A 21,448-nucleotide genomic window follows, 5' to 3' on the forward strand; every position below is an offset into this window, starting at 1 on the left:
AGGGTAATGCGGATTTCTCTGCACAACAGGAAGGCCCAGCGCGGCATGGCGTTGCTGGTCAGTCTGGTGTTTTTGTTGCTGCTGACGCTGATTGGTTTGTCGTCGATGCAGAGCGCCAACCTGCAGGAAAAAATGGCCGGTAGTGTGAGTTTGCGTAATCAGTCGTTTCAGACTGCGGAAGCGGCGTTGCGGGTGGGGGAAAGCGCGGTGCAGCTCGATACTTACACCTTGGCGGTGTGCAGCGGCACGACGCAATGCGCGCCGCCGGCGGAATCTTCGGTGGTCAGTGCGGCAGGGCTCAATTCCACCTCGGGCGTGACGTGGATCGCGACCGGAAATGGTTTCTATGGTGTGCAAAACATTGGCACCACACTCACGGCGGTGAACGTGCCGAGCAATACCTCGGCAACGTTGTATCGGGTTACTGCGGTCGGCATCGCCGGCACTTCGCGCAGCGTGGTGGAGAGTGTTTATGCGAAGTATTGAGCGCTATGGATCGCTGCTGCTCGGCCTGTTGCTGAGCTTTTATCTGACGGCACCGGCGTATGCGTTCACGCCGTCGGATTCGCCGTTGTTGAGCGCTGCAGCGGTTCCGCCAAACGTGATGCTGTTGATCGATGATTCGGGGAGCATGAACAGCATCATTTATGCGTCCGGTTTCAACCCCGCCGACAATCCCACACCCGCACGACAATGCAACGCCTTGCTCGGCTTGTGTCTGAGTTCGACAGCGATCACCGGTGACACGATCTTTCTGTCGAGCCTGCCGACATCCGGCTGTTCCGGTGGCGCCTATGCGTTCTACAACAACAGCATCGCGCCGCTGTGCCTGAAACTGCCGGATCCCGTGGGCAGCGGCAACACGCGTTATTCGGGCGATTACATTTCTTACGTGGTCAGTCTGGCCATCAACAACGGCACCCGCGATTTCACCACCGGGGCGATTCCCAACGATTACCGGATCAACGTGGCGCGCAACGTGTCGACGGCACTGGTGACCAGCAACCGCACCTTGCGAATGGGTCTGTCGACCTTCAATCCGGCCACCAGCAACAACTCCGGCAATGGCGGGTACATCGCGCGATCGATCAGCGATCTGGCACCGGTCTCCGGCAGCGTGACTCAGGCCCAGGCGGATACCAACTACAACGCGCTCATCTCATCGATCAACGCTTTGAGCGCCGTGGCCAACACGCCCTTGGCGGAAACCTATTACGAGATCACCCGCTATATGCGCGGCATGGCGCCGTACTACAACAGCACGCCAACGACCTACACCAGCCCGATTCAGTATCGCTGCCAGAAAAACTACGGCGTGGTGATCACCGATGGTTTGCCGACGTTTGACCGAACCTTCCCGACCAACGACCCGCTGGGCGGCAGCCGATTGCCGAACTGGGATGGCGTCAATAATGACGGCAATAACCTCAATGGCGACAATGAGGGCGACACGCTGTATCTGGACGACATCGCCAAATTCGCCTTCGACATCGACATGCGTTCGACCGGCACCGACGCGGCGGGCAAGAGCTGGAACGCGGTGGATTTTCCCAAGCAGAACATGAACACCTACACAGTCGGTTTCACAGCGGCCAACGACATGTTGTCGGATGCGGCCAGTTATGGGCAGGGCAAGTATTATCAGGCGACGGACAGCACGGGGCTGAATGCGGCGCTGTCGTCGGCGTTGAGTGATATCACTTCCAAGGCGGGCTCCGGCGGCAGCGGCGTCGCCAGCGGCACCACGCTGGCGAGCGGCACCAGCTATTTCCAGACCAGTTACGACCCCAAGGATTGGCGCGGCACCATCAAGTCTTTCGGCTTCACGTCTTCCGGGGCGGTGAATACGTCGACCACGCTTTGGACGACTGATACGACCATCGTGCCCGGAACGACTGCGCCGACTTACCAATCCTGGAACACCGCAAGCAATGCCGCCGTAACACTGGCTTACGGCAACTTTTCCCCAGCGCAACAAAACCCGCTCAGTCAGAGTCTGCCCACCGGAATCACCGGCAATGATCTGGTGGAGTGGAGCAAAGGCACCAACAAAACCGGGCTCAAGGTTCGCAACGTATTACTCGGCGACATCATCAATTCGCCATTGGTGCTGGCGGCCCCCACGGACAAGACCGCTGCCGACTTGTCCGGCGATAGCACTTATAGCGCTTATCTGACGACCAAAGCCGCGAACATGAACGCCAATCTGGTGGTGAATGCCAACGACGGATTCGTCAACATCATCAACTCGGCCAATGGCACCCGGCGCTACGCCTACATGCCATCCAGTGTGTTGCCGTCGCTACGGCTGATTGCTGATCCGACCTACATCAATGGCGTCAGCCACAAGTTTCTCGTCGACGGGCAAGTCGGAGTGTTCGACGCGCAGTCCGGCACCTCATGGAAAACCCTGGCCATTGGAGGCACCGGTGCCGGGGGAAAAACGTTTTACGGGCTGCAACTATTTGATGCTTCTGCGGGGAATGTGATCAAGGCGTTATGGGAGGTCAGTGCGCCGACCACCGCCAACAGCGCCAACGCTTTTAATGATCTGGGTTACGCCTACGCCCGACCAGAAGTGGCACGCTTGGCCGACGGGCGCTGGGCGGCGTTTATTTCCAACGGTTACGGCAGCAATTCTGGTGTGGCCGCGCTGTATGTGCTGGATGTACGCGACGGCTCGCTGATCAAGAAAATCGTCATCGACAGCACGGAAACCACCAACGGTTTGTCCTCGGTGAAGCTCAAGGTCAACTCTTCCAATGTCGTGCAGGCCGCGTACGGCGGTGACTTGAAAGGGCGTCTGTGGAAATTCGACCTGAGTGCGACGTCGACCGACAGTTGGGGCGTGGCGTTTTCCGGCAAACCGTTGTTCACCACGGCGGGCGGCGCGACTCAGCCGATCACCGCGCAACCGTTACTGGCGGACAACTCAGTCGGCGGCAAACAGATTTTCTTCGGCACCGGAAAATTCAACGAAACGGCCGACAAAACCAACAAGGATTTGCAGGCGTTCTACTCGGTGTGGGATGCCGATGGCGGTTCCGGGCAATTGACCGTCAGCAGTTTGCAGGCGCAGGCAGTCACGGGCGTGTTCTCGGGCAGTACCGGGCAATTCGTGACCACCTCGCAGAATGACACGACGTACCCGGCGGAGAAGGGCTGGTATTTGCCCTTGGTGTATAACAACGCGCTGACCGGCGAGCGGGTGATCAATCAGGCCAGTCTGGTGCTGGGGCGAATCATTTTTACCACCGCCAGCATCGATACCACTGATCCCTGCTCTAGTTTCGGCACCGGCAAACTGGTCGAACTCGATGCGTTCAGCGGTAAGATGCTCAACTACGCGGTGCTCGATACCAACGCCGATGGCGTGGTCGACAGCAACGACACGATTTCCAGTGGCGTGGTGTTCACCGGCGGTATTCCGACCCTGAACGCCATCGTCAACGGCGCAACCCGCAAGATCGTGAACGACTCCAGTGGCGGCATCACCACACTGGTGGAAAAACCCGGCGGCGGCAGCCGTCGTATCATGTGGCGACAAATACAGTAAGTGAGAGTTTGAGGCATGCGCAGATCCAACCGCGGATTCACCCTGATCGAAATCATGATCGTGATTGCGATTATCGGGATCGTCATCACCATCGCCGCACCGAGCTACACCGAGTACCTGAAAAAGGGCCGCCGCGCTGAAGTGGTGTCGTTACTCTCGGAGCAGGCGCAGTCCCTCGAACGCTTCTACACCAAGAACAATGTCTACACCGGCATCACCGGGCTCAGCACGGGCAATGATTTCTACACCATCACCCCGACCATCGCTGATCAGACTTTCCTGCTGACCGCGACCCGTAAAACCGGTACGACCATGGCCACCGACAAGTGCGGGGATTTCACCCTGACCAACACCGGTGTCAGAAGCATGAACAACGCGACCACCGGGTTGACCACCAAGGATTGCTGGGGCCGCTGAGGCGCTTTCTTTCGGGCGCCTTTTGCGCCCACTGTCTTTTTTACGGTTGGATCAAACATGACCAGGCAACAACAAGTGGTGATAGTCGGCGGCGGGGTGATTGGCCTGCTGACCGCCTACAACCTCGCCTCCGAAGTGCGCAGCGTGGTGCTGCTCGATCGTTCGAACCTCGGCCAGGAATCGTCCTGGGCGGGCGGCGGTATCGTTTCGCCGTTGTACCCGTGGCGCTACAGCCCGGCAGTCACCGCGCTGGCGCACTGGTCGCAGGATTTTTATCCACAGCTTGGCGAGCGTCTGTTTGCTGATACCGGGGTTGATCCTGAAGTCCACACCACCGGCCTGTACTGGCTGGATCTTGACGATGAAGCCGAAGCGCTGGCCTGGGCGAAGCGTGAAAACCGGCCGCTGCGGGCTGTGGATATCTCGGCAGCGCACGACGCGGTGCCGGTACTCGGCGGTGGATTTTCCCGCGCGATCTACATGGCTGACGTCGCCAACGTGCGTAATCCGCGCTTGGTGAAGTCGTTGAAAGCGGCGCTGCAAGCGATGCCGAACGTGACGATTCATGAGCAGTGCGAAGTCAGCGGGTTTGTTCGTGAAGGTGGGCAGGTCATCGGCGTCGAAACCTCCGGCGGCGTGATCAAGGGTGATCAGGTCGTGCTGACGGCGGGTGCATGGAGCGGTGATCTGCTCAAGACGCTGGATCTGACACTGCCGGTCGAACCGGTGAAAGGGCAGATGATTCTCTACAAGTGCGCGGCGGATTTCTTGCCGAGCATGGTGCTGGCCAAGGGGCGGTACGCGATTCCGCGGCGTGACGGGCATATTCTGATTGGCAGCACGCTGGAGCATGAAGGCTACGACAAAACGCCGACCGATGTGGCGCTGGAGAGCCTCAAGGCTTCAGCGGTCGAGCTGATTCCGGCGCTGGCGGATGCCGAAGTGGTCGGGCATTGGGCGGGGCTGCGCCCGGGTTCGCCGGAAGGGATTCCGTACATTGGCCGGGTGCCGGGGTATGAAGGGTTGTGGCTGAACTGCGGGCATTACCGTAACGGATTGGTGCTGGCGCCGGCGTCGTGTCAGTTGTTTGCAGATGTGATGTTGGGTCGTGCGCCGATTATTGATCCGGCGCCTTATGCGCCTGCGGGCCGCATCTAAAGCAAGATCAAAAGATCGCAGCCTTCGGCAGCTCCTACCTTGGAATGCGTTTCCTGTAGGAGCTGCCGAAGGCTGCGATCTTTTGCGATCTAATCCAGACCCAATTTCTTCAGCCGATAGCGCATCGACCAAAACGAAAGATTCAATCGGATTGGTGCTGGCGCCTTATGCGCCTGCGGGCCGCATTTAAAGCAAGATCAAAAGATCGCAGCCTTCGGCAGCTCCTACCTTGGAATGCGTTTCCTGTAGGAGCTGCCGCAGGCTGCGATCTTTTGCGATCTAATCCAGACCAAGTTTTTTCAGTCTGTACCGCATCGACCGAAACGAAAGACTCAAGCGCTGCGCCGCCGCCGTGCGATTCCAGCGCGTTTCCTCCAGCGCCTGCAAAATCAGCTTCCGCTCAACGTTCTCCAGATAATCTTCAAGATTGTCGATCTGCGTCAGATCCGCAATCCCGCCTTCCGCCGCGCAATTACCCTCGCTCAGGCGTAAATCCCCAGCCTCGATCGTGCGGTTCTCGCACAAGGTGTGCGCGCGTTCGAGCACGTTTTCCAGCTCGCGCACATTCCCCGGAAAACGATAATTCTTCAGCGTCTCCAGCGCTTGTTCATGCAAGCGTGCCGCCGGTTGCCCGGTGTCCTTGGCCAGACGCTTGAGCATGTGCGCCGCCAACACTTCAATGTCATCGCGCCGTTCACGCAGAGACGGCACACGCAATTCAATGACATTGAGCCGGTAATACAGATCCTGCCGAAACCGCTCGGCAGCCACTTCCGCATCAAGATCCTTGTGCGTCGCGCAAAGAATCCGCACATCGACCACGGTTTCCTGCTGCCCACCGACGCTACGCACGGCTTTTTCCTGAATGGCGCGCAGCAGTTTCACCTGCATCGACAGCGGCAAGTCCGCCACTTCATCGAGAAACAAGGTGCCGCCATTTGCCGCCTGAAACAGTCCCGGCTTGTCTTCAACTGCGCCAGTAAAACTGCCTTTGCGATGGCCGAAAAACTCGCTTTCCATCAGTTCCGACGGAATCGCCCCGCAGTTCACCGGTACAAACGGCTGGCTCGCGCGTGGCCCTTGTTCGTGGATCAGTCGTGCGACCAGTTCTTTACCGCTTCCGGACTCACCGCTGATGTACACCGGCGCCTGACTGCGGGCGAGTTTGTCGATTTGCTTGCGCAAGCTACGCATCGGCAGGGAGTCACCGAGCAAACGTCGATCAATCGACGTGCACACGGCGCCCGCCACCGGCATGCGCAGCGCGGTGGCGACCAGTTCGCGCAAGCGGGTGAGATCCACCGGTTTGGTGAGGAAGTCGAACGCCCCGGCCTTCAGCGCATTGATCGCCGTTTCGAGGCTGCCGTAAGCGGTGATCATCGCCACCGGCAGTTGTGGATAACGTTGTTGAATGTGCTGCACCAGATCCAGCCCCGTGCCGTCGGGCAGGCGCATGTCGGTCAGGCACAGATCGAATTGCTCGCGCTGCAACAGCGCTTGGGCTTCAGCCAGATTACGCGCGCTGAAGGTGTCGAGTTTCATCCGTCCCAGGGTGATTTCCAGGAGTTCGCGGATATCCGGTTCGTCGTCGACGATGAGAATTTTTTGCCGTGGGCTCGTGTTCAACTTTGTTTCCGTCCGTGAGCAAAGGTGATGCGAAAGCAGCCGCCGCCTTGGCGTGGTTTGAAGTCTAGGCGCGCTTGGTTGCTTTCGCACAGCTCACGGGACAGATAAAGCCCAAGGCCGGTGCCCTGGCTGCTGGTGGTGAAGAACGGTTCGAACAGATGCGCCTGCTCATCGACGGGCACGCCGGGGCCGTTGTCCTGCACTTCGAGCACTGCCAGTTGGCTTTCGGTGTCGACAAACAACGCCAGCCAGACCTCGGCCTGCTCGTGCAGCAGGGCGCTGTGGCGCCAGCCATTACGCAGCAGATTGTCGAGAATTTGTGTGAGCTGCGCAGGATCCATCAGCGTGGTGAAATCCCCAGAGTTGATCCGCAGATGAATCTGTTGCTGTTCATTGGCCTGCTCGCGGCTTTCGTTGACGAAGTTTTCCAGCCACGGCTTGAGATCCAGCCGTTGCGGTGCGCTTTGCTGGCGGCGGGACAGTTGCAGGACGTTTTCGATGACTCGATTCATGCGTTTGGAGTGATCTTGAATGATCTGCGTCAGACGCCGGTCGGCGCCATCGAGTTCCTCGGATTCACCCAATAGCTGCGCGGCATGACTGATGGCGCCCAATGGATTGCGGATTTCGTGGGAGATGCCGGCGGTCAGTCGTCCAAGCGCGGCGAGTTTGAGTTGCTGCGCTTGTTGAGCGATTTGCGCGAGGTCTTCGAGAAACACCAGGGTTTGCTGGTTTGGGCTTTGTTCGAGGGCGATAAAGCTCGGCTGCAATTCCAGACCGTTGCCGGGAATCTTCAGACTTTGTGGGCGCAAGGTCGGGTTGTTCAGCCACAGTTGCAGGCGATCGACGAGGGCGGGCGAATAGTCGTCGATCAAATGGCCCTGAAGGTGTGTGCGCGCCAGCAAGGTCTGCGCGCTGTGATTGGCCAGTTGCACGCGGCGTTGCTCGTCGAGTACCAGAATGCCGGTGCGCATGCGTTGCAGGATCAGCGCATTGAGCGCCTCAAGCCCGACGACTTCACTGGCGCGTTGTTCGGCCAGGGTCTCGCTGACTTCAAGCCGACGAATCAACCCTTGCACCAGCAAAGCGGCGGCAAAGCACAGCGCGCCGAGGGTGCCGGCCTGCAGATAATCGTTGGCCGTGAGGGGATGGCTGAAACTCAGCAAAAAGCTCGAGCCGACGATGCCGAGCGCGCCTATGGCAGCAATCAGCAAACCGATGCGCCGGCGCAGCAAGGTGTTGCAGATCGCCACGGAAACGATCAGCAAGTTGCCGATGGCGCTGGCAACCCCGCCGGCGGCGTAGAACAAACCGCACAGCAGCAACACGTCGACCAGCGCCAGGCTGAACAACTGCGCCGGGCGCCGGGTGCTCTCTAGGAACACCACCAGCAGGATATTCAGCACCAAGTACAGCCAACTGCCGCTGCGCAGCAAATCGTCGTCAATCGACGTCAGCAGGCGGTTGTCCATATTGCTGGAGATCAGCAGCACCAGCATGATGCCGACGCTTAAACGGTAGAGGTGATAAAGGCGCAGCAGACGCTGAGCCTGTTTGCTGTCGGCGTTGGCCTCAGCGATCACGGGGGCCCGGGCCTTGCTCAAGGTGAGCCTGGCTGCAATACCACTGTTGTTGAACGCTCAATGCACGGTCGCGCGGCAGGTGCACGCCGCAGTGGGCGCAACGCACCATCGGCGCGGCGTCCTGTTCGCGAGGGGCGCGATTGGATTGATTGGCGGCGGGCGCCTTGAATTTACGCCACAGCCAGACAGCGGCGAAAATCAGGACGATCCAGAACAATAAACGAAGCATGATGAGCGGCTTTCCGACTAATGATCCGGCAGTTTAGCCAAGCTCCCGACAAGCGCACAGCCTATTAACGCGCGGCAATAAAAAAGGGAGATCCTGAGATCTCCCTTTTTTGTCCATCCGGTGTGATCAGTCGAACACGCCGAAGGTCATGTAGCTGAACCACGAACGGTCAGTGTCGCTCGACTCTGGCTCCGGCTCTTCGATCACGTCGCCGTTTTCGTCTTTAGGCTTCAGCTCGTTCGGGATCGCATCTTTCGCGTCCTGGTACTGCTTCTGCACGTCCTGGTTGGCGCGGGTTTCGCCCGGCGGCAGCGGTGGACGCGACTCGATCAGACCGAGGGTCGCCTTGCTCAGGAACGAACGGTTGTCCGCTTCAGCCACCGAAGGCACGAACTGGCCGTCTTGCAGGCTAGGGTGGTTCGGGTAGTTGAGCTTCAGGGTTTCCAGGCTGGTGTTGGCCAGTTCGTCCAGGTGCAGACGCTGGTAAGCCTCGGTCATCACCGCCAGGCCGTCACCGACCGATGGAGTTTCCTGGAAGTTTTCCACCACGTAACGACCACGGTTGGCAGCGGCTACATAAGCCTGACGGGTCAGGTAGTAGTCGGCCACGTGGATTTCGTAGGCTGCCAGCAGGTTGCGCAGATAAATCATGCGCTGCTTGGCGTCCGGCGCGTAGCGGCTGTTCGGGTAGCGGCTGGTCAGCTGGGCGAACTCGTTGTACGAGTCGCGGGCAGCGCCCGGGTCACGCTTGGTCATGTCCAGCGGCAGGAAGCGCGCCAGCAGGCCGACGTCCTGGTCGAAAGAAGTCAGACCTTTCAAGTAGTACGCGTAATCCACGTTCGGGTGCTGCGGATGCAAACGAATAAAACGCTCGGCGGCGGATTTTGCAGCTTCCGGCTCGGCGTTCTTATAGTTGGCGTAGATCAGCTCCAGCTGTGCCTGATCGGCGTAGCGACCGAACGGATAACGCGACTCCAGAGCCTTCAGCTTGGCTGTGGCGCTGGTGTAGCTGTTGTTGTCCAGGTCAGTCTGAGCCTGCTGATACAGCTCGGCTTCGCTGAGGTTTTCGTCTACGACTTCCTTCGATGAGCAAGCAGCGGTCAATGCGAGGATGGCGATCAGCAGCAGGTGTTTCACTTGCATGGCGGCTTGCGTCCCTATGACGGCCGCTGTCTTGGGCGGGGCCGTCCTGTTATGATGAGCGCCCCGTTGAAAAGCCTCGGGGCAAAAGACGCCGTATTTAACCACAAGCGCGCAGCCGAAACCAAAAGCTGTGCCGACGCACAGTCAGAGCATGTCCGATAAAATTGAACTTCGCGCAGAGGTGCCGTCCGAATTGGGCGGCCAACGCCTCGATCAAGTCGCTGCCCAACTCTTCGCTGAGCACTCTCGCTCGCGCCTTTCCGCCTGGATCAAAGAAGGTCGCCTGACTGTGGACGGGGCGGTCATCCGCCCTCGCGACATCGTGCACGGCGGTGCCATCCTTGAGCTGACTGCCGAGCAGGAAGCCCAGGGCGAGTGGATCGCCCAGGACATCGAGCTCGACATCGTCTATGAAGACGACGACATTCTGGTGATCAACAAGCCTGCGGGCCTGGTGGTACACCCGGCTGCCGGTCACGCCGATGGCACGCTGCTCAACGCCTTGCTGCACCACGTGCCGGACATCATCAATGTCCCGCGCGCCGGTATCGTGCATCGTCTGGACAAGGACACCACCGGTTTGATGGTGGTGGCCAAGACCATTCAGGCGCAGACAAAGCTTGTTACTCAATTGCAGAGTCGCAGCGTCAGCCGCATCTATGAGTGCATCGTGATTGGCGTGGTAACGGCCGGTGGCAAGATCAACGCCCCGATCGGTCGCCACGGCCAGCAGCGCCAGCGCATGGCGGTGATGGAAGGCGGCAAGCCTGCCGTCAGCCACTACCGCGTGCTGGAGCGCTTCCGTTCCCATACCCATGTACGGGTGAAACTGGAAACCGGTCGTACTCACCAGATTCGCGTACATATGTCGCACATCAACTTCCCGTTGGTCGGCGATCCGGCGTACGGCGGTCGTTTCCGCATTCCGCCAGCGGCCAACCCGACGATGGTGGAATCGCTCAAGCATTTCCCGCGTCAGGCCCTGCACGCGCGCTTCCTTGAGCTGGATCATCCGACGACCGGTGAACGCATGAGCTGGGAATCGCCGCTGCCAGAAGATTTCGTCTGGCTGCTGACCCTGCTCAAGCAGGATCGCGAGGCGTTCATCGGATGAACTGGCTGACGCCGGATTGGCCCGCGCCGGCCAGCGTCAAAGCCTGCGTCACCACCCGCGAGGGCGGTGTCAGCGAGGCGCCGTTCGACAGCCTCAATCTGGGCGATCATGTCGATGATCGTCCTGAGGCCGTTGCCGAAAACCGTCGCCGTCTCACCGAACACTTCTCTATACAGCCTGCCTGGTTGCAGCAAGTTCACGGGATTACCGTGGCACATGCTGATCCGGGCATTGTTGCGACCGCAGACGCCAGCTGGACGACAACGCCCGGTATTGCCTGCGCGGCGATGACGGCGGATTGCTTGCCGGCATTGTTCTGCAATCGCGCTGGCACTCGCGTGGCGGCGGCCCATGCCGGTTGGCGTGGTCTGGCGGCGGGTGTCCTTGAAGCGACGCTCGATAGCCTCGATATTCCGGCTAATGACGTTTTGGTCTGGCTCGGCCCGGCGATTGGCACGAAAGCCTTTGAAGTCGGCCCGGAAGTTCGTGAAGTCTTCATAAGTCAGTTGCCGGAAGCGGCAAACGCCTTCGTGCCGAGCGCCAATGCCGGCAAGTTCATGGCGGACATCTATCTGCTGGCGCGCCTGCGTCTGGCAGCCCGTGGTGTCACTGCTGTTTATGGTGGCGGTTTCTGCACCGTGACCGATCCGCGCTTCTTCTCCTATCGCCGTGCTTCGCGCACCGGACGCTTCGCCTCCTTAGTTTGGCTCACCCGCTAGACTGTCTGATCTGCATCAACTCTCTGACGCTTGAATCTTCCAGAATCGACCGCATCTATAGGGGTATCTGGCAGGTTTCTTTATTCAGGATGGTTTCTTAGGCCCGGCCTGCTCAAAAGGAAGGTGACTTATGCGAATAGACCGTTTAACCAGTAAATTACAGTTGGCTTTGTCCGACGCCCAGTCGTTGGCAGTCGGCCACGATCATCCGGCGATTGAGCCGGCGCATTTGATGCAAGCCATGCTTGAACAGCAGGGTGGTTCGATCAAACCTCTGCTGATGCAGGTGGGCTTCGACGTCAACAGCTTGCGCAAAGAGCTGACCAAAGAGCTCGACCAATTGCCGAAAATCCAGAACCCGACTGGCGACGTCAACATGTCGCAGGATCTGGCACGCCTGCTCAATCAGGCTGATCGTCTGGCGCAGCAGAAGGGCGACCAGTTCATTTCCAGCGAACTGGTACTGCTCGCGGCAATGGACGAGAACAGCAAGCTCGGCAAGTTGTTGCTCGGCCAGGGCGTGAGCAAAAAAGCTCTGGAAAACGCCATCACTAACCTGCGTGGTGGTGAAGCGGTGAATGACGCCAACCACGAGGAGTCGCGTCAGGCGCTGGATAAATACACCGTCGACCTGACCAAGCGCGCCGAAGACGGCAAGCTCGATCCGGTGATTGGCCGTGATGACGAAATTCGTCGCACCATTCAGGTTCTGCAACGCCGCACCAAGAACAACCCGGTGCTGATCGGTGAACCTGGCGTGGGTAAAACCGCAATCGCCGAAGGTCTGGCCCAGCGCATTATCAACGGCGAAGTGCCGGACGGCCTTAAAGGCAAGCGTCTGCTTTCGCTGGACATGGGCGCGCTGATCGCCGGTGCCAAGTATCGCGGTGAGTTCGAAGAACGCCTGAAATCGCTGCTCAACGAGCTGTCGAAGCAGGAAGGGCAGATCATTCTGTTTATCGACGAACTGCACACCATGGTCGGCGCCGGTAAGGGCGAAGGTTCGATGGACGCCGGCAACATGCTCAAGCCTGCACTGGCTCGCGGTGAGTTGCACTGCGTTGGCGCGACCACGCTTAACGAGTACCGCCAATATATAGAGAAGGACGCGGCGCTTGAGCGACGCTTCCAGAAAGTCCTGGTGGATGAGCCGAGCGAAGAAGACACCATCGCGATCCTGCGCGGGCTTAAAGAGCGTTACGAGGTTCACCATAAAGTGGCGATCACCGACGGCGCGATCATTGCGGCGGCGAAGCTCAGCCATCGCTACATCACTGACCGGCAGTTGCCGGACAAGGCCATCGACCTGATCGACGAGGCCGCGAGCCGTATCCGCATGGAAATCGATTCCAAGCCGGAAGTGCTCGATCGTCTGGAACGTCGCCTGATTCAGTTGAAGGTGGAATCGCAGGCGCTGAAGAAAGAAAGCGACGAAGCGGCGATGAAACGTCTGGAGAAACTCCAGGAAGAAATCGTCCGCCTCGAACGCGAGTATTCCGATCTGGAAGAAATCTGGAACTCGGAGAAAGCCGAGGTGCAGGGTTCTGCACAGATTCAGCAGAAGATCGAACAGTCGCGTCAGGAACTGGAAGCGGCACGCCGTAAAGGCGACCTGAACCGCATGGCCGAGTTGCAGTACGGGGTGATCCCGGATCTGGAACGCAGCCTGCAAATGGTCGATCAGCACGGCAAGAGCGAAAATCAGTTGCTGCGCAGCAAGGTGACTGAGGAAGAGATCGCTGAGGTTGTGTCGAAATCGACCGGCATCCCCGTGTCGAAAATGCTCGAAGGCGAGCGCGACAAGTTGATGAAGATGGAAAGCCTGTTGCACAAACGTGTGATTGGTCAGGAAGAAGCTGTGGTCGCCGTGGCCAACGCCGTGCGGCGTTCGCGAGCCGGGTTGTCTGACCCGAATCGTCCAAGCGGCTCGTTCATGTTCCTCGGCCCGACCGGTGTCGGTAAAACCGAGCTGTGCAAGGCGCTGGCCGAATTCCTCTTTGATACTGAAGAGGCGATGGTGCGGATCGACATGTCCGAGTTCATGGAGAAACATTCCGTGGCTCGCTTGATCGGTGCGCCACCAGGATATGTCGGCTACGAAGAGGGCGGTTACCTGACCGAGGCTGTGCGTCGCAAGCCTTATTCGGTGATCTTGCTGGACGAAGTCGAGAAGGCGCACCCGGATGTGTTCAACATCCTCCTGCAAGTGCTTGAGGATGGTCGCCTGACCGACAGCCACGGCCGTACCGTTGACTTCCGCAACACGGTGATCGTGATGACCTCGAACCTGGGGTCGGTCAGATCCAGGAACTGGTCGGTGATCGTGAGGCACAGCGTGCAGCAGTGATGGACGCGCTGACGTCACACTTCCGTCCGGAGTTCATCAACCGGGTCGACGAAGTAGTGATCTTCGAGCCTCTGGCACGGGATCAGATCGCGGGCATCACCGAGATCCAGTTGGGTCGCCTGCGTACGCGTCTGGCTGAGCGTGAGCTGAAGCTGGAACTGAGCCCGGAAGCGATGGATAAGCTGATTGCGGTGGGCTACGACCCGGTCTATGGCGCACGTCCGTTGAAACGTGCGATTCAGCGCTGGATCGAAAACCCGTTGGCGCAGCTGATCCTGTCGGGGCATTTCCTGCCAGGTGACACGGCAACCGGCGTGGTTGAGAGCGACGAAATCGTTTTCAACTAAGTCCAAACGCCAATGAAAATTGGCAGGCCCCACATTGTGGGGCCTTTTTTTTCGTTAGGCTGTTGAACTCAAAGGAAAAGGCTTGTAAAGTGCGCCCCGCAGTCAGTCGCCAAGACGGTTTCAACTCACTGAGCTGAAATCTGAAATAAGTTGCAAATCATTAACTTGAAAGCAATTTAGGGGGTTGACAGAGGTGTTCTAGGTTGTAGAATAGCGCGCCTCAGACACACGAACGCAGCGATGCGAACGAGTGACTGGAAGCAGTAAGTTTCACCGTTGTAAATTGAAATATGTAGTTCCGTGATAGCTCAGTCGGTAGAGCAAATGACTGTTAATCATTGGGTCCCAGGTTCGAGTCCTGGTCACGGAGCCAATTTCAAGCCGGGGTATAGCGCAGTCCGGTAGCGCGCCTGCTTTGGGAGCAGGATGTCAGGAGTTCGAATCCCCTTACCCCGACCATTTTTGGGTCGTTAGCTCAGTTGGTAGAGCAGTTGGCTTTTAACCAATTGGTCGTAGGTTCGAATCCCACACGACCCACCATTTTTGAAACCAGTTAACGCTGGAATCGAATCTTAAGATCAGAGGCCAAAAGCGCTGATCGAAGAAGGCGACTGAAAGGTCGCCTTTTTTTTACCGGGGTATAGCGCAGTCCGGTAGCGCGCCTGCTTTGGGAGCAGGATGTCAGGAGTTCGAATCCCCTTACCCCGACCATATTAAAAATCCTCGTATCGAAAGATACGGGGATTTTTTTTGTCCGCGAAAAACCCGAGAACGCCGCAAAAAAAATGTGGGAGCGGGCTTGCTCGCGAAAGCGGTGTGTCATTCAAAATGATGTCGACTGACACACCGCTTTCGCGAGCAAGCTCGGCTCCTACAATGTTTTGGGTATGTCCGGGGATTTGTGTTCGACGCTGGAACCTGTGGGAGCCAGCCTGCTGGCGATGGCGGCAGCACAGTCGAAATCAATGTCGACTGACACACCGCTTTCGCGAGCAGGCTCGGCTCCTACAATGATTTGGGTATGTTTGGGGATTTGTGTTCGACGGTGGAACCTGTGGGAGCCAGCCTGCTGGCGATGGCGGTAGCACAGTCGAAATCAATGTCGACTGACACACCGCTTTCGCGAGCAGGCTCGGCTCCTACAATGATTTGGGTATGTTTGGGGATTTGTGTTCGACGGTGGAACCTGTGGGAGCCAGCCTGCTGGCGATGGCGGTAGCACAGTCGAAATCAATGTCGACTGACACATCGCTTTCGCGAGCAGGCTCGGCTCCTACAATGATTTGGGTATGTTTGGGGATTTGTGTTCGACGGTGGAACCTGTGGGAGCCAGCCTGCTGGCGATGGCGGCAGCACAGTCGAAATCAATACCGACTGACACACCGCTTTCGCGAGCAAGCTCGCTCCTACAATGATTTGGGTGTGCTCGGGGTTTGTGTTCGGCGCTGGAACCTGTGGGAGCGGGCTTGCTCGCGAAAGCGATGTATCAGTCCACATAAATGTTGAATGACACGACTTCTTCGCGAGCAAGCCCGCTCCCACATGGACCGTGGTTGACTGCGGATTTGTGGATGGCGCAAAAAAAGAGGGAGCTAACCAGCTCCCTCTGTTTTTAGATCATCAATGCAGCTTCAGGCGTGGCTCCGTGCCGCGACCAATCTTGCTGCCGAGCATCAGCATCGCCGTGCGGAACGGCCCGTACAGCGCCATCTGGTGCATGCGGTAGAGCGAGACGTAAAACATCCGCGCCAGCCAGCCTTCGAGCATCACGCTGCCTGTCAGGTTGCCCATCAAGTTACCCACAGCCGAGAAACGCGACAGCGAGATCAGCGAGCCGTAGTCGGTGTACTTGTACTCCGGCAGGGTTTTGCCTTCGATGCGCAGCTTCAGCGATTTGGCCAGCAACGACGCCTGTTGGTGCGCCGCTTGAGCACGCGGCGGTACGTTGCGATCCGATCCCGGTTGTGGGCAGGCCGCGCAGTCACCGAAGGCGAAGATGTTTTCATCGCGGGTGGTTTGCAGCGTCGGCAGCACTTGCAGCTGATTGATGCGATTGGTTTCCAGACCATCGATGTCCTTGAGGAAACCCGGCGCGCGAATCCCGGCGGCCCAGACCTTCAGACTGGCCTTGATCTCGTTGCCGTCGGCAGTGATCAGGCTGTCCGCCGTCACTTCGCTGACCGAGGCGTTGGTCATCACATTGACCCCGAGTTTCTCCAGGGTCTTGTGCACCGGCCCGCTGATGCGCTCCGGCAGGGCAGGCAGCACCCGTGGCCCGGCTTCGATCAGGGTGATGTGCATGTTTTCCGGTTTGATCCGATCCAGCCCATACGCCGCCAGTTCATGCGCCGCGTTGTGCAGCTCTGCCGCCAGCTCAACGCCAGTTGCGCCAGCACCCACGATCGCCACGCTGATCTGCTCGACCACATCGGTTTGCCCGGCATGTGCGCGCAGATAGTGATTAAGCAATTGCTGATGAAAACGCTCGGCCTGTTTGCGGGTATCGAGGAACAGACAGTGCTGCGCCGCGCCCTGAGTGCCGAAATCGTTGGTGGTGCTGCCGACGCTGATCACCAGCGAGTCGTACTGCACTTCTCGCGCCGGCACCAGTTCGACGCCGTTTTCGTCGTAAGTCGCGGCCAGCTGGATTTTCTTCTGAGCGCGATCGAGCCCGCTCATGCGCCCCAGCTGGAACTCGAAGTGGTTCCATTTGGCCTGGGCAACGTAGTTGAGTTCGTCTTCGGAGGAGTTCAGCGATCCGGCGGCCACTTCGTGCAGCAACGGCTTCCAGATGTGCGTCAGGTTGGCGTCGACCAGCATCACGCTGGCGGTGCCGCGTTTGCCCAGAGTCTTACCCAGACGGGTAGCCAACTCCAGACCGCCGGCGCCGCCGCCGACAATAACAATACGATGGGACATAGGGATAACTCGCAAGGTTTTTAAAGGAAATCGGTGCGGTTACCCAAGCGAGCGCGAAGCAGCTCATAGCGTCAGGTAACTGATAAATCGGCTCAACAGGCCCAGACCAATGGTCACTGCCAGCACCAGCACGAGGAGCATCCACGGCCGGAAAGGCCGGCGCTCGACTCGGTGTTGGGACAGTTGCAGGTACTCTTCGACATGTTTCTGGTCTTCGGGGTTCAGGCGGCTGGTCATAAATGTCTCGTCAGGTAGACGTTGCTGAATGGGCAGAAGCTACAGCGGTTTTTATCCGGGGTTGAACGCAGCATAGCCGCTGTCCGGAACCGGCTCGACAGACACGCCATCATCGAGGCGAATGATCCCGCTTTGTAACACCCGCGCGGTAATTCCGCCATGCCCGCGCACGGCTTGAAAGGTGCCGGGGCCGAGGTTGTTTTGCAGGCGTGCACAAGGCTGACACCAACCGGTGGTTTCGAAGATGGCCTGACCGATGCGAAAGCGCCGACCTTTCAGGCTAAACAAATTGATACCGCTGATAACGAGATTGCGCCGCAGATCTTCAGGCTTGACCGGTTGATCGTCGGGGCGGCCCATCAATGCATTGATCACCGCCAGATGCTCCCACTGAATCAGCGTCACCTGCCGCGCATTGCGTACACCGGGGCGTGCGTGATCGCCAGTCAGCCCGGCCTCGAGCCGTGCCTCCACTGCATCCAGCTCAATCATCGGCCCACGGGATTCGGGGCGCACGCCGATCCAGCGCACACGTCCGGTTTGCGGCACATCGGCGATCAACTGCTGAAGCGGCGTCACAGGCTGATCCCCACATCAAAAACAATACTGCGACCAAGGTTGCTGCGCAGAAAATCCGGCGCATCCGGATGGGCGAACAGTACGCGGGCGAAGGTCGGGCCGACCAGGGACAGCGAGCGCCAGCCCTGACGCAGATACTCGGTGGGCGGCGGGAAGTGGCTGTTCAAGTCGAGCACTTCGCGCTTGAGGCTGGCGAAGGCGATGATGTCCAGCTCACCCAGATCCATGCCGCGTTCTTTGTAGTTGTGGGCTTTTTTACGCAAGGTCGGCGCCAGTCGCATAAGGAATTCATTGGCCGGGATGCGCTTGGGCTTGGCCTCGCGGCGCACCAGTTGGCTGAGCGAAAAAGCGCTGCGCCGACGCTGCAGTTCGTCGCGCCACTCATCGTTGAGGCGACGGCCTTCATCAAGGACGAAGAACACTTCGAAATTGGCATCACGAAACAATACGTCCGGCGGCTCACCGGCCGGGGCGAACTCGTCGGCGCGATAGGGGATATTCAAGCCTTGCAGCAGGCGCTGGCAGACCCAACGCTCACGCTCCCATTTGCGGGCATTGGACAGGAACGCGTTGGCTTGCTCGGCCGCGATGGTCAGCAGGCGTAAATAATCTGAGTCATCCATAGGCCCAAGCTTAGCGTTCAAATGCGACAAGCAGAAAGCTTTGCTTGAACCGCCGGTTCACCTCGCCCTTGTAGGAGCTGCCGAAGGCTGCGATCTTTTGATCTTGCTGTTAAATAAAAAATCAAAAGATCGCAGCCTTCGGCAGCTCCTACAGTGGGAATGTCGATGGAGGGTGAGGGAGTCATGATTGGAGCTGAACTGCTGTCGACGGCAAGCCTGACGCTCGGCTGGCTGATTTACCTGCCGGTGTTGCTCTGGGCGATCGTGCGTGCGCCGTGGGTCGAGTTGTTCAGTGACAGCCGCCGTCAGCATCTGTTGTTCGGCACGGTGTTCGCGTTATTTCTGCTGTGGCTGGTGCGCAGGGATTTCGATACCGGCGTGTCGTATCACTTTATTGGCATGACCGCAGTGACTTTGCTGCTGGACTGGCCGCTGGCGATTGTCGGCGGACTGGTGGCGCAGATCGGTCTGGTGTTGCTCGGGCGTCAGGATCTCGCGGCGATGGGGGTCAACGGCTCGCTGTTTATTCTGCTGCCGGTGCTGATCACCGAGTGCGTGGCAATTCTCGTCGAGCGTGCACAACCGCGTAATCCCTTCGTGTATATCTTCTGTTCGGGGTTTTTGGCTGCCGCGCTGTCGGCATTGTTTTGCCTGCTGCTGAGTCTGACGCTGCTGTGGTACGACGGCGTCTTCGCCATGCCGGAATGGCTGGAAGATTTCATCGGTTACCTGTGGCTGATCATTTTCCCCGAGGCGTTTATCAACGGCATGGTCATCAGCGCGCTGGTGGTCTTCAGCCCGGAATGGCTGGAGACCTTCAACCGCACACGCTATCTTTCGGCGCCGTGGAAGGACGACGATCCCAAGCGTTGATCCACATCAAACCGACCACCCACACAAAATCTCATGCTCGCGCAAATCCCAACAGGAGCGGCGGTATGAGTGTGTACGAATGGGCGAGGCAGGAAACCCGGCAGAGTCTGGAAATGGCGCAAGAGGTGGGCTTCGACCCGGGCCTGAGTTTGCGTGCCTTGCTCAGTGCGGTGGTGCAACAGAGCAAGGCTGTGCGCAACGCCGAAGACCTGGCCGACGAGTTGCGTTTTCTCGCGGAAAACCTCGAAGACGATCAGGACTACAGCTTTATGCGGCCCTAAGCGGGATCAGTGACGAGGATCGAAATCGCCGGAAAACAGTTCGTCTTCAGCGTCCGGTGCGACCGGAATCTTGTGTTCTTCGGACGCCCAGGCGCCGAGGTCGATCAGTTTGCAGCGATCGGAACAGAACGGGCGAAACTTGTTTTCAGGGGTGAATTCGACGGGGGCGCCGCAGGTTGGGCATTCAACGGTAGGAATCTGGCTCATGCTTGGCCTCCGGATAAAGTCAGGTAAAAGTGATGCAGACGCTCGACTTCGCTGTGCAGCCAGGCGAGGTCGCGGTCGTTGACCACCACGTCGTCGGCGCGGCTCACGCGGTCTTCACGGCTCGACTGGGCCTTGAGGATCGCCTGAACCTGCTGTTCGCTGGTCTGGTCACGCTGCAAGGTGCGTTCGATCTGCAGTTGTTGCGGGGCGTCGATCACCAGGATTCGCTGGGTCATCGCGTATTGCCCGGATTCGATCAACAGCGGCGACACCAGAATCGCGTAAGGCGATTTTGCCAGCGCCAGATGATGAGCGATTTCTTCGCCGATCAACGGATGCAGCAAGGCTTCGAGCCAGCGCCGCTGTTCTGGAATCTCGAAGATCAGTTTGCGCAGGGCCGCACGATCCAGTGTGCCGTCCGCTTGTAGCACGCCGGAGCCGAAATGCTCGGCAATCTTGGCCAGCGCCGGCCGGCCCGGTTCGACCACCCAGCGCGCGGCGTGATCCGCGTCGACGACATGAATGCCGAGGTCGATAAAGTGCTGGGCAGCGGCACTTTTGCCGCTGCCGATGCCGCCGGTCAGGCCGAGAATCCAGGGTTTTTCCACAGGGGTATTCATTTCAAACCGACAAACTGCCAATAGAAGTCGGTTATTTGACCACCCCAGAGCAAGGCAATCCAGCCGGCAATTGCCAGATAGGGGCCGAAGGGGATCGGCGTCGAGGTTTCCTGCTGGCGCAGGCGCAGCAAAATCACGCCGATGATCGCGCCGACCAGCGATGACAACAGAATGGTCAGCGGCAGAATCTGCCAGCCGCCCCACGCGCCGAGCAGCGCCAACAACTTGAAATCACCGTGGCCGATGCCGTCCTTGCCGGTGAGCAATTTGAACAGCCAGAACACTGACCACAGCAGCAGATAACCAGCCACCGCGCCCCACAGCGCAGCGTGCAATGGCACGAACAAGCCGAAACTGTTGACGATCAACCCCAGCCACAACAAGGGCAGCACCAACACATCGGGCAGCAATTGATGTTCGGTGTCGATCAGGCTCATCGCCAACAGACCCCAGGTCAGGAAGATCAGCAGACACGCCTGCCAGCCAAAGCCGAAGTGCCAGGCGATAAATGCCGAGAGGAGGCCGCAGGCCAGTTCGGTCAACGGGTAACGTTTGCTGATCGGCGCTGCACACGCGGAACAGCGGCCGCGCAGCCACAGGTAACTGAGCAGCGGAATATTTTCCCACGCCCGAATTCGATGCGCGCAATGCGGGCATTGCGAGTGCGGCAGCATCAGGTTGTAAGTGGGCAGCGGCGTTTCGCCGGGCAGGCCGAGGACGTCCTGGGCCTGCTGGCGCCAATCGCGTTCAAGCATCTTCGGCAGACGCCAGATCAGCACGTTAAGGAAGCTGCCGACCACCAGCCCGAGCAACAGCGCGGTGATGACAAAGGCCAGCGGATACAGGGCAAACAGTTCGTCGATGGGCATA

At 58.9% G+C, this 21,448-nt stretch carries 19 protein-coding genes, 4 tRNA genes and 1 pseudogene; 13 read left to right on the forward strand and 11 right to left on the reverse strand.

Annotated elements, in window-relative coordinates; genetic code table 11:
• Window positions 1-6 precede the first annotated feature (6 nt).
• From ACZZ0D_RS00810 to thiO, 4 genes are read left to right on the forward strand one after another with little or no spacing between them, the layout of a single operon-like run.
• Window positions 7-486 (forward strand): pilus assembly PilX family protein, encoded by a 480-nt coding sequence (locus ACZZ0D_RS00810; protein ID WP_159815271.1) that lies wholly within the window; start codon window positions 7-9, stop codon window positions 484-486.
• A complete protein-coding gene (locus ACZZ0D_RS00815; protein ID WP_463552241.1) occupies window positions 473-3,556 on the forward strand; it encodes a pilus assembly protein in 3,084 nt (1,027 codons plus the stop codon). Before ACZZ0D_RS00810 ends, ACZZ0D_RS00815 begins: the two co-directional genes overlap by 14 nt.
• A 15-nt stretch (window positions 3,557-3,571) precedes the next feature.
• Window positions 3,572-3,973 (forward strand): type IV pilin protein, encoded by a 402-nt coding sequence (locus ACZZ0D_RS00820; protein ID WP_159815269.1) that lies wholly within the window; start codon window positions 3,572-3,574, stop codon window positions 3,971-3,973.
• Between the two features lie 57 nt (window positions 3,974-4,030).
• Complete coding sequence (gene thiO / locus ACZZ0D_RS00825; protein WP_463552242.1) at window positions 4,031-5,131, forward strand: glycine oxidase ThiO; 1,101 nt, start codon at window positions 4,031-4,033, stop codon at window positions 5,129-5,131.
• A gap of 279 nt (window positions 5,132-5,410) precedes the next feature.
• On the opposite strand, the gene ACZZ0D_RS00830 is transcribed toward thiO, so the two are convergent.
• From ACZZ0D_RS00830 to ACZZ0D_RS00845, 4 genes are all read right to left on the reverse strand, one after another.
• The gene (locus tag ACZZ0D_RS00830) at window positions 5,411-6,757 is read right to left on the reverse strand and encodes a sigma-54-dependent transcriptional regulator (RefSeq protein ID WP_463552243.1); all 1,347 of its coding nucleotides are present in this window, start codon (window positions 6,755-6,757) and stop codon (window positions 5,411-5,413) included.
• Complete coding sequence (locus ACZZ0D_RS00835; protein ID WP_159815278.1) at window positions 6,754-8,340, reverse strand: sensor histidine kinase; 1,587 nt, start codon at window positions 8,338-8,340, stop codon at window positions 6,754-6,756. The genes ACZZ0D_RS00830 and ACZZ0D_RS00835 overlap by 4 nt, the downstream gene beginning before the upstream one ends.
• Window positions 8,330-8,569 (reverse strand): PP0621 family protein, encoded by a 240-nt coding sequence (locus ACZZ0D_RS00840; protein WP_053123945.1) that lies wholly within the window; start codon window positions 8,567-8,569, stop codon window positions 8,330-8,332. The genes ACZZ0D_RS00835 and ACZZ0D_RS00840 overlap by 11 nt, the downstream gene beginning before the upstream one ends.
• 126 nt (window positions 8,570-8,695) lie before the next feature.
• Window positions 8,696-9,712 (reverse strand): outer membrane protein assembly factor BamD, encoded by a 1,017-nt coding sequence (locus tag ACZZ0D_RS00845; RefSeq protein ID WP_053123943.1) that lies wholly within the window; start codon window positions 9,710-9,712, stop codon window positions 8,696-8,698.
• Between the two features lie 151 nt (window positions 9,713-9,863).
• Here ACZZ0D_RS00845 and rluD point away from each other — a divergent pair, with 151 nt between their 5' ends.
• The 7 genes and pseudogenes from rluD (at window position 9,864) to ACZZ0D_RS00880 (ending at window position 14,950) form a co-directional block, all read left to right on the forward strand.
• Window positions 9,864-10,826 carry a 23S rRNA pseudouridine(1911/1915/1917) synthase RluD gene (rluD, locus tag ACZZ0D_RS00850; protein WP_034153865.1) on the forward strand — a complete coding sequence of 321 codons (963 nt, stop codon included), beginning with the start codon at window positions 9,864-9,866 and terminating at the stop codon, window positions 10,824-10,826.
• Complete coding sequence (pgeF, locus tag ACZZ0D_RS00855) at window positions 10,823-11,545, forward strand: peptidoglycan editing factor PgeF (RefSeq protein ID WP_463552244.1); 723 nt, start codon at window positions 10,823-10,825, stop codon at window positions 11,543-11,545. Before rluD ends, pgeF begins: the two co-directional genes overlap by 4 nt.
• Window positions 11,546-11,675: 130 nt before the next feature.
• A pseudogene (gene clpB / locus ACZZ0D_RS00860) lies at window positions 11,676-14,239 on the forward strand (ATP-dependent chaperone ClpB).
• 297 nt (window positions 14,240-14,536) lie between these two features.
• A tRNA-Asn gene (locus ACZZ0D_RS00865) sits at window positions 14,537-14,612 on the forward strand.
• A gap of 9 nt (window positions 14,613-14,621) precedes the next feature.
• Window positions 14,622-14,698, forward strand: a tRNA-Pro gene (locus tag ACZZ0D_RS00870).
• A 5-nt stretch (window positions 14,699-14,703) separates the two neighbouring features.
• Window positions 14,704-14,779, forward strand: a tRNA-Lys gene (locus tag ACZZ0D_RS00875).
• 94 nt (window positions 14,780-14,873) lie between these two features.
• A tRNA-Pro gene (locus tag ACZZ0D_RS00880) sits at window positions 14,874-14,950 on the forward strand.
• A 909-nt stretch (window positions 14,951-15,859) separates the two neighbouring features.
• Here ACZZ0D_RS00880 and ACZZ0D_RS00885 read toward each other — a convergent pair.
• From ACZZ0D_RS00885 to ACZZ0D_RS00900, 4 genes are all read right to left on the reverse strand, one after another.
• Window positions 15,860-17,158, reverse strand: coding sequence for an NAD(P)/FAD-dependent oxidoreductase (locus ACZZ0D_RS00885; protein ID WP_159815266.1), 1,299 nt, complete (start codon window positions 17,156-17,158; stop codon window positions 15,860-15,862).
• A gap of 63 nt (window positions 17,159-17,221) precedes the next feature.
• Window positions 17,222-17,395: a DUF3094 domain-containing protein gene (locus ACZZ0D_RS00890; protein ID WP_007909875.1), complete on the reverse strand. Its 174-nt coding sequence runs from the start codon at window positions 17,393-17,395 to the stop codon at window positions 17,222-17,224.
• A gap of 51 nt (window positions 17,396-17,446) precedes the next feature.
• Window positions 17,447-17,974, reverse strand: a complete 528-nt coding sequence (locus ACZZ0D_RS00895; protein ID WP_053123933.1) for an MOSC domain-containing protein — start codon at window positions 17,972-17,974, stop codon at window positions 17,447-17,449.
• Window positions 17,971-18,597 carry a DUF1780 domain-containing protein gene (locus ACZZ0D_RS00900; RefSeq protein ID WP_008078503.1) on the reverse strand — a complete coding sequence of 209 codons (627 nt, stop codon included), beginning with the start codon at window positions 18,595-18,597 and terminating at the stop codon, window positions 17,971-17,973. The genes ACZZ0D_RS00895 and ACZZ0D_RS00900 overlap by 4 nt, the downstream gene beginning before the upstream one ends.
• Window positions 18,598-18,780: 183 nt before the next feature.
• On the opposite strand from ACZZ0D_RS00900, the gene ACZZ0D_RS00905 reads away from it, so the two are divergent.
• Together ACZZ0D_RS00905 and ACZZ0D_RS00910 are read left to right on the forward strand one after the other, a co-directional pair.
• The gene (locus tag ACZZ0D_RS00905) at window positions 18,781-19,470 is read left to right on the forward strand and encodes an energy-coupling factor ABC transporter permease (RefSeq protein ID WP_463552245.1); all 690 of its coding nucleotides are present in this window, start codon (window positions 18,781-18,783) and stop codon (window positions 19,468-19,470) included.
• A 65-nt stretch (window positions 19,471-19,535) separates the two neighbouring features.
• On the forward strand, window positions 19,536-19,751 hold the full coding sequence (locus ACZZ0D_RS00910) for a hypothetical protein (protein WP_463552246.1): 216 nt from the start codon (window positions 19,536-19,538) through the stop codon (window positions 19,749-19,751).
• A 6-nt stretch (window positions 19,752-19,757) separates the two neighbouring features.
• Here the strand turns inward: ACZZ0D_RS00910 and yacG are convergent, their stop codons facing one another.
• Genes yacG through ACZZ0D_RS00925 form a run of 3 tightly spaced genes read right to left on the reverse strand, consistent with a single transcriptional unit; the run spans window position 19,758 to window position 21,447 of the window.
• Window positions 19,758-19,958, reverse strand: a complete 201-nt coding sequence (gene yacG / locus ACZZ0D_RS00915; RefSeq protein ID WP_007959585.1) for a DNA gyrase inhibitor YacG — start codon at window positions 19,956-19,958, stop codon at window positions 19,758-19,760.
• Window positions 19,955-20,578: a dephospho-CoA kinase gene (gene coaE / locus ACZZ0D_RS00920; protein ID WP_463552247.1), complete on the reverse strand. Its 624-nt coding sequence runs from the start codon at window positions 20,576-20,578 to the stop codon at window positions 19,955-19,957. Before coaE ends, yacG begins: the two co-directional genes overlap by 4 nt.
• Window positions 20,575-21,447: a prepilin peptidase gene (locus tag ACZZ0D_RS00925; RefSeq protein ID WP_053123925.1), complete on the reverse strand. Its 873-nt coding sequence runs from the start codon at window positions 21,445-21,447 to the stop codon at window positions 20,575-20,577. The genes coaE and ACZZ0D_RS00925 overlap by 4 nt, the downstream gene beginning before the upstream one ends.
• Between the last annotated feature and the right edge of the window lies 1 nt (window position 21,448).

The organism is Pseudomonas sp. AC193, assembly GCF_979258075.1.

Coding starts and splice junctions, on each gene's coding strand:
- ACZZ0D_RS00810 (WP_159815271.1), top strand. CDS start 7: ATGCGGATTTCTCTGCACAACAGGAAGGCCCAGCGCGGCATGGCGTTG.
- ACZZ0D_RS00815 (WP_463552241.1), top strand. CDS start 473: ATGCGAAGTATTGAGCGCTATGGATCGCTGCTGCTCGGCCTGTTGCTG.
- ACZZ0D_RS00820 (WP_159815269.1), top strand. CDS start 3,572: ATGCGCAGATCCAACCGCGGATTCACCCTGATCGAAATCATGATCGTG.
- thiO (WP_463552242.1), top strand. CDS start 4,031: ATGACCAGGCAACAACAAGTGGTGATAGTCGGCGGCGGGGTGATTGGC.
- ACZZ0D_RS00840 (WP_053123945.1), bottom strand. CDS start 8,569: ATGCTTCGTTTATTGTTCTGGATCGTCCTGATTTTCGCCGCTGTCTGG.
- ACZZ0D_RS00845 (WP_053123943.1), bottom strand. CDS start 9,712: ATGCAAGTGAAACACCTGCTGCTGATCGCCATCCTCGCATTGACCGCT.
- rluD (WP_034153865.1), top strand. CDS start 9,864: ATGTCCGATAAAATTGAACTTCGCGCAGAGGTGCCGTCCGAATTGGGC.
- pgeF (WP_463552244.1), top strand. CDS start 10,823: ATGAACTGGCTGACGCCGGATTGGCCCGCGCCGGCCAGCGTCAAAGCC.
- ACZZ0D_RS00885 (WP_159815266.1), bottom strand. CDS start 17,158: ATGTCCCATCGTATTGTTATTGTCGGCGGCGGCGCCGGCGGTCTGGAG.
- ACZZ0D_RS00890 (WP_007909875.1), bottom strand. CDS start 17,395: ATGACCAGCCGCCTGAACCCCGAAGACCAGAAACATGTCGAAGAGTAC.
- ACZZ0D_RS00900 (WP_008078503.1), bottom strand. CDS start 18,597: ATGGATGACTCAGATTATTTACGCCTGCTGACCATCGCGGCCGAGCAA.
- ACZZ0D_RS00905 (WP_463552245.1), top strand. CDS start 18,781: ATGATTGGAGCTGAACTGCTGTCGACGGCAAGCCTGACGCTCGGCTGG.
- ACZZ0D_RS00910 (WP_463552246.1), top strand. CDS start 19,536: ATGAGTGTGTACGAATGGGCGAGGCAGGAAACCCGGCAGAGTCTGGAA.
- yacG (WP_007959585.1), bottom strand. CDS start 19,958: ATGAGCCAGATTCCTACCGTTGAATGCCCAACCTGCGGCGCCCCCGTC.
- coaE (WP_463552247.1), bottom strand. CDS start 20,578: ATGAATACCCCTGTGGAAAAACCCTGGATTCTCGGCCTGACCGGCGGC.
- ACZZ0D_RS00925 (WP_053123925.1), bottom strand. CDS start 21,447: ATGCCCATCGACGAACTGTTTGCCCTGTATCCGCTGGCCTTTGTCATC.